This is a genomic window from Phaeovulum sp. (assembly GCF_041596715.1).
GTDB lineage: Bacteria > Pseudomonadota > Alphaproteobacteria > Rhodobacterales > Rhodobacteraceae > UBA6213.
This window is the reverse complement of the sequence record NZ_JBFHIA010000184.1, coordinates 1-6,306: the sequence shown is the minus strand read 5'-3', so window position 1 is coordinate 6,306 and position 6,306 is coordinate 1. Positions and strand designations below refer to the sequence as shown.

Here is a 6,306-nt window from a genome sequence, read left to right as displayed (position 1 = left end):
GCATCGGTCAGGTTCAGCGCAGCACCTTGCAGCCGCATCGCCTGCGCCAGATCGCCCGCGCGCCGCGCCTCGGCTACCGCGTCGAGCAGTTGCTGATCGGACCAACCGTTGGTCAAATGCGTTTGGGCCAGATTTGATGCCTGATCATAGGCTTCAGCAAAGTCTGGCGCGGCCAGAAACGCCAGTTCTTGGGCGCGCGTGGAGGCGCGGGTGGCGACACCGGCAGCTATCGTGCGCACCTGCGCCGAATAGGCACCTTGATAGGGCACTTCGCCTGTGACGGCCGATTTCGGAAAGCACGAACCGTTGCGCGTGTTGAAGGTGAGCGCGGTGCAAGAGGGGTTGCCAAGGCAAGCCGCGGCGCAGGCCTCTAATGTGGTGTCGAATATCTGCCTGATATCTGTGCCGGCCAGATCGAGGTTTTCGCTCATCACCAGCCGCCGGTCTGGAACAAGCGGCGCTTCCTGCGCCAGTGCGGGAAATGCAAAAACGCTCAAAAGGACAGCAGTTACCAGCGCACGCATTAGAACACTCCTTCGGCGGTTGAATGGGGGGATGCTCTCACTTTCAACTCTATGGCGCAAGCAATGCCGCCCGTTTCGGTCGGGAATTAAGGGCTTGTTCACGCGGAGAGTGGAGGCTTCTTTCGAATCCGAAAGCCAAACATGGGCGTCTTGGGATGCAGGTCAGCATTGCCGACAAACTGGCGCAAGAACGTCGTGCGCGGCTCGCCGCAGAACGTCTGCTGGAACAGACGAAAGCCGAGCTTTTCGCAGCCAACCAGAAACTCGCGCAACATGCCCGCGCGCTTTCCGACCAAATCGTGGCGCAGCGACACGGGTTAGCGCGTGCGCAGGCGCAGACGGAATCGCTGCTGGGCGAAAACACCCGCGTGCGGGGCGATCTGGAACTGGCCACCTCGGCTGCGCAGATAGCAAAGCGGCGGTTGTGGGACGCGCTGGAAACCATCCATGACGGTTTTGCGGTATTCGACCACGAACTGCGTCTGGTGGTGGCAAACCGCGCGTATCTTGCGTTTTTCGACGGCCACGTGGCGGTAACGCAGGGGGTTGGCTACGATGCTGTCCTGAAGCTGATGGCGCAGCATGAGATGGTCGCGCTCGATGGCCGCGAGCCGCTGGATTGGCACCGTGAAATGATGGCGCGCGTCCGCCGCGCGAAAATCGTGCCCTATGTGCTGCGCCTTGCAAACGGGCGCTATCTGCGGCTGGCCGATCGTTGGGGCGGCGAGGGCGATCTTGTCTGTCTTGTGCAGGACATCACGAAAACCATGGCGCGCGAAACCGAACTGGATACGGCGCGTGCCGAGGCCGAGGCCGCAAACCGCGCCAAATCGGCGTTTCTGGCCAATATGAGCCACGAAATCCGCACCCCGATGAGCGGGGTGGTCGGCATGGCGGAACTGCTTTGTGAAACCACGCTGAACGAGGAGCAGCGGCTATTTGCCGAAACCATCAAGTCCTCGGGTGAGGCGCTGCTGAAGATCATCAACGAGGTGCTCGACTATTCCAAGATCGAGGCCGACAAGCTGCTGCTTTACCCCGAAGTGTTCGATCTTGAGCGCTGCCTGCACGAAATCATGGTGCTGCTTGGCCCATCGGCACGTGACAAGGGACTGAAACTGTTGGTCGATTACGACCTTTCTTTGCCCACACGCTTTGTTGCCGACCCGGGCCGGATGCGGCAGGTGTTGACCAACCTTATCGGCAACGCGGTCAAGTTTACACCCGCTGGCCATGTATTGGCGCGGGTGGTGGGGCAGGACCTAGGCGACGGGCGCTTTGATCTACAGATGACGGTCGAAGATACCGGCATTGGCATTGCGCCAGAATACATCGAGCATGTGCTGGGCAAGTTCAACCAGGTTGAAAGCGCGTCGAACCGTAAGTTTGAAGGCACGGGGCTGGGGTTGGCGATCACCCGGCAACTGGTCGAGTTGATGGGCGGCACGATCTGGCTAGAAAGCGAATTGGGGCGTGGTTCGTGTTTCGGCCTCAGGTTGACGGTGCCGGTCGCTGAACCGCACGAGGCGATCATCGGGCCGGTCGCACCGATCACGCTCAAGGCGGCGCTGGTGGTCGAAGAGCTTTCGGTCAACCGCGACGTTCTGGAACGGCAGTTGCAGACCTACGGCCTGCTGGTAACGGTTTGCCGCACTGGTGCCGAGGCGCTCGACGCGGTGGCGGCGGGCACGCATTTCGACGTTGTGCTGATTGACCAGCAGACCCCCGACATGGACGGGTTGCAACTGGTGCAGCGGCTACGTGACAAGGGAATGGAAGCGCCGATCCTGCTATTGACCACAAACCCCGATCAAGCCGCGATCGGGGCGATGCAGGGCGAGTTGGCGGCGGCGCTGGAAAAGCCGGTGATGCGCTCTGATCTCTTCCGCTCGTTGCAAGACATCTCGCATCCCGCGGCGGTGGCACCGCCGCAGGGGCCCACTGCGCCGCGCCAGATGCGGGTGCTTGCCGCTGAAGACAACCGCACCAACCAACTGGTGTTCCGCAAGATGGTGAAGGATTACGACATCGACTTACAATTTGCCGGCAATGGCCGCGAGGCGCTGGAGCTTTGGCAGCACTGGCGCCCCGATCTGGTGTTCATGGATATTTCGATGCCGGAAATGGACGGGTGCGAGGCCGCGCGCGCCATTCGTGACCAAGAGCAGGTGCACGGGCTGCGGCGCACCCCGATCGTTGCGCTAACCGCACATGCAATGGAAGGGGACGCAGAGTCTATTCTTGCGGCGGGGATTGACAGATATTTAACCAAGCCGTTGAAAAAACGCGAGATTGCAGAACAGTTGGCGGCCTATTGCCCGCAAGGCGCGCGCTGTTCGGTGGCCGAGGCTTTGCCGGAATAGGGCGCTGGCCGAGGGTTGCGTCAGGGCAGGCCGGTCGGCTACGCCGAAGCCTAGCTTGCCGCGATGATTGACAGGAACACCGCACCGAAACGCTCGGCGCTCGCGGTGCTCATACCGGGAATCCGCTCAAGAGCGGTGATGCTGGTGGGGCGACGCTCGGCGATTTTGCGCAGGGTGGTTTGGCTGCAACCCAGCAGGCGGTCTTGCCCTGCCGGGCCGCGCACAAGTTCTTGCTGCGCGGCTTGCAGCTTGTCGAACAGCGTGCCCGCCGCGCTACCGGCAAGTTTTAGCCGCGCCGGGTGCATGTGCGGCGCGCTGCCGGCGATCACCTCCAGAAACTGCGCGCCGAAGCTTTCGAGCTTTTTCGCGCCAACGCCGGAAATGCGCGCCATTTCGTCCATCGTCGTTGGCCGCACCTCGGCCATCTCGATCAGAGTGCGGTCGGGAAAGATGACATAGGCGGGGGCACGCGCCGCCTCGGCCAGCGCACGCCGCTTGGCCTTGAGCGCGGAAAGCAGTGGCGCATCTTCGTCGCTGACCAGCGCGCGTACCACGGTGGCGGATTTTGCGTGCCGCACGAGGTCGCGACGAAAGTGCAGCGTGACCTCGCCGCGCAGCACCGGGCGGGCAGCCTCGGTCATCACCAAGGCGCCGTGGCGGGCGGGATCGGGGCGCAGAAGGTCGTGCCCCTGCATCTGGCGAAACACTGATTGCCATTGCGCCTTGGTCAGCTCTTGCCCGACGCCAAAGGTGGGCAGGCCTTGATGCCCGCGCTCGCGCACCTTGTCGGTGACCGAGCCGGTCAGGATGTCGATCAGATGGCCCGCGCCAAAACTTTCGCCGGTGCGCAGGCAGGCCGACAGTGCCTTGCGAACGGCATCGGTAGAATCGAAGGTTTCGGGCGGCGTGTCGCAGAGATCGCAATTTCCGCATGGCGTTGACGCCTCGCCAAAATAGGCAAGCAGGCGCTGGCGGCGGCAAGCGGTGGCCTCGGCCAGCCCGAGCAGAGTGTTCAGCCGCGCATGGTCGGCGGCCTTGCGATCTGGCGGGGCTAGCCCCTCGTCTATCTGCGCGCGGCGCAGGCGAATATCGTCGGCCCCATAAAGGGTCAGGGTTTCGGCGGGGGCACCATCGCGGCCCGCGCGGCCAATTTCCTGATAATAGCTTTCGATCGATTTCGGCAGATCGGCATGGGCGACCCAGCGAATGTCTGGCTTGTCGATGCCCATGCCAAAAGCCACCGTCGCCACCACGATCAACCCATCATCCTGCTGAAAGCGCGCCTCGACATCGCGGCGCGCCTGCGCCTCCATCCCGGCGTGATAGGCAAGGGCCGAGTGGCCCGCCGCGCGTAGGGCGGTGGCAAGGGATTCGGTCTTGGCGCGGCTGGCACAATAGACAATGCCAGACTGGCCGCGGCGCGCATCGGCAAAGCCGAGGATCTGCGCGCGGGGTTCATCTTTGGGGGCGAAGGCTAGGTGGATATTGGGCCGGTCGAAGCCGCGCAGAAAGGTGGCGGGTGGGGTACCATCGAACAGGCGGGTGACGATTTCGGCGCGGGTTTCCTCGTCTGCGGTGGCGGTAAAGGCGGCCAGCGGCACCCCAAGCGCGCGCCGCAGATCGCCTATTCGCAGGTAATCGGGGCGGAAATCGTGCCCCCACTGGCTGACGCAATGCGCCTCGTCCACCGCGATCAGCGTGGTGTTGATCCGGCGCAACAGGCCCAAGGTCGCGGTGCTGGCAAGCCGTTCTGGGGCCATATACAAAAGCCGCAGGCTACCCGCATCGAGGCTGGCGAAGACATCTTCGGTTTCTTCGTCGGTATTGCCCGAGGTCAGCGCCCCGGCATCCACCCCCGCGGCCTTGAGCGCGCGCACCTGATCGCGCATCAGCGCGATCAGTGGCGAGATCACCACCGTCACCCCTTCGCGGCAAAGCGCGGGTAGCTGGAAGCAAAGCGACTTGCCGCCCCCGGTGGGCATGATCGCCAGCGTATTGCGCCCGGCCACTACCGCCTGCACAACCTCTTCCTGCCCCGGCCTGAAGGCCGAAAAGCCAAAGACCGAAGCCAGTAGCGATTGCGGGCTGGGCGCGGACACTGACTAGAAGCCGTAGAAGAAGCCCGCGTTATTGATCAGCGCGCGCTGTAGGATGATGACAATGATGAACATCACCAGCGGTGCAAGGTCGAGCCCGCCCATGTTGGGCAAAAAGCGGCGGATCGGGGTGTAAAGCGGCTCTAGCAGGCGGTTCAGCCCGAACCAGATCTGCGCCACCAATGGCTGACGGATATTCAGTACTTGAAAATTGATCAGCCAGCTCATGATGATATGCGCGATCATGATGAACCAGACCACGTTCAGGATGAGCATTAGGGCTTGGTAGAGCGTGATCATGGGGTTCCTCGTGTCGTTGCGGCCCCACAGGTATGTCAGCCGCGCCTCGCATGCAACCGCCCGCTGTGCCGCAACGTGCCGGGTTGACGGCGGCGGGGTGGTTTGACACCGAGGGCACAAAAGGGGGGCACCATGTATCCATATGTCCGGATGGTCAAAGAGTCGCTGAAATATCGCAACGCCCCGGCGTTGTCGTTGCTTGGCACGCATGTCAGCCACCACGTCTGCTGGCCGTGGGATATTGACCCGTGGATGGAGCTGAACAACGGGCGGACGCTGACGCTTTACGATCTGGGGCGCATTCCGCTGGCAATGCGGTCTGGTCTTGTGCGGGCGACGCGTGCGCAGGGCTGGGGGCTGACGGTGGCGGGCAATACGGTGCGCTATCGCCGCAGGGTGCAGATGTTCCAGCGGTTTGAAATGCGCAGCCGCGCGATCGGCTGGGATGCCCGTTTTCTATATATCGAGCAGACCATGTGGCGCGGCGGCGAGTGCACCAACCAGATGCTGCTGCGCATGGCGGTAACCTCGAAAAACGGCTTGGTCGCGCCCGATCGCCTTGCGGCAGAACTGGGCCATGCGGACCCTTCTCCGGCGCTGCCTGAATGGGTGCAGGCCTGGATTGACGCCGACGCCAAGCGGCCCTGGCCACCTGCGCCCTGATCTGCTTGCGCGGCGCACCGATTTCGGGCTTGATCGGCGAGCACCGGGCAGGGGAGCGTAATGGCGCGCGCAAGCAAGAAAATATGGGGTTGGTGGTTTTTCGACTGGGCAAGCCAGCCGTTCAACACGCTGCTGATCACCTTCATCTTCGCGCCCTATATGACCGAGCTGCTGGGCTCTGGCACAGCGGCGCAGACGATCTGGGGTTATGGCATCGGTGCTACCGGTTTTTTGATTGCCATTCTCGCACCCCTCTTGGGGGCGGTGGCTGATAAATCGGGCGGGCGGATGGTGTTCATCTGGCTGTTTTCGCTCATGTATGTCGTGGGGGCGTGGTTGCTTTGGTATGCAGCGCCGGGT

At 62.8% G+C, this 6,306-nt stretch carries 5 protein-coding genes and 1 pseudogene; 3 read left to right on the top strand and 3 right to left on the bottom strand.

What is annotated here, in order from left to right:
* Nucleotides 1-524, bottom strand: a 524-nt coding sequence (locus ABY403_RS12155) for a PAN/Apple domain-containing protein (protein ID WP_372841087.1), incomplete at its 3' end; no start/stop codon positions are given.
* Nucleotides 525-679: 155 nt separating this feature from the next.
* Between ABY403_RS12155 and ABY403_RS12150 the strand changes: the two genes are divergently transcribed.
* Nucleotides 680-2,887, top strand: coding sequence for a response regulator (locus ABY403_RS12150; protein WP_372841086.1), 2,208 nt, complete (start codon nucleotides 680-682; stop codon nucleotides 2,885-2,887).
* A 50-nt stretch (nucleotides 2,888-2,937) separates the two neighbouring features.
* Here the strand turns inward: ABY403_RS12150 and recQ are convergent, their stop codons facing one another.
* Nucleotides 2,938-4,986, bottom strand: coding sequence for a DNA helicase RecQ (gene recQ, locus ABY403_RS12145; RefSeq protein WP_372841085.1), 2,049 nt, complete (start codon nucleotides 4,984-4,986; stop codon nucleotides 2,938-2,940).
* Between the two features lie 3 nt (nucleotides 4,987-4,989).
* Nucleotides 4,990-5,283 carry a YggT family protein gene (locus ABY403_RS12140; RefSeq protein WP_372841084.1) on the bottom strand — a complete coding sequence of 98 codons (294 nt, stop codon included), beginning with the start codon at nucleotides 5,281-5,283 and terminating at the stop codon, nucleotides 4,990-4,992.
* A 132-nt stretch (nucleotides 5,284-5,415) separates the two neighbouring features.
* On the opposite strand from ABY403_RS12140, the gene ABY403_RS12135 reads away from it, so the two are divergent.
* A complete protein-coding gene (locus ABY403_RS12135) occupies nucleotides 5,416-5,946 on the top strand; it encodes an acyl-CoA thioesterase (protein WP_372841083.1) in 531 nt (176 codons plus the stop codon).
* A gap of 60 nt (nucleotides 5,947-6,006) precedes the next feature.
* Nucleotides 6,007-6,306, top strand: a pseudogene (locus tag ABY403_RS12130) (MFS transporter); the annotation flags it as partial.

Excerpts from the sequence above, each read along its gene's own strand:
- ABY403_RS12150 (WP_372841086.1), top strand. The coding sequence starts at position 680 with ATGCAGGTCAGCATTGCCGACAAACTGGCGCAAGAACGTCGTGCGCGG.
- ABY403_RS12135 (WP_372841083.1), top strand. The coding sequence starts at position 5,416 with ATGTATCCATATGTCCGGATGGTCAAAGAGTCGCTGAAATATCGCAAC.
- ABY403_RS12140 (WP_372841084.1), bottom strand. The coding sequence starts at position 5,283 with ATGATCACGCTCTACCAAGCCCTAATGCTCATCCTGAACGTGGTCTGG.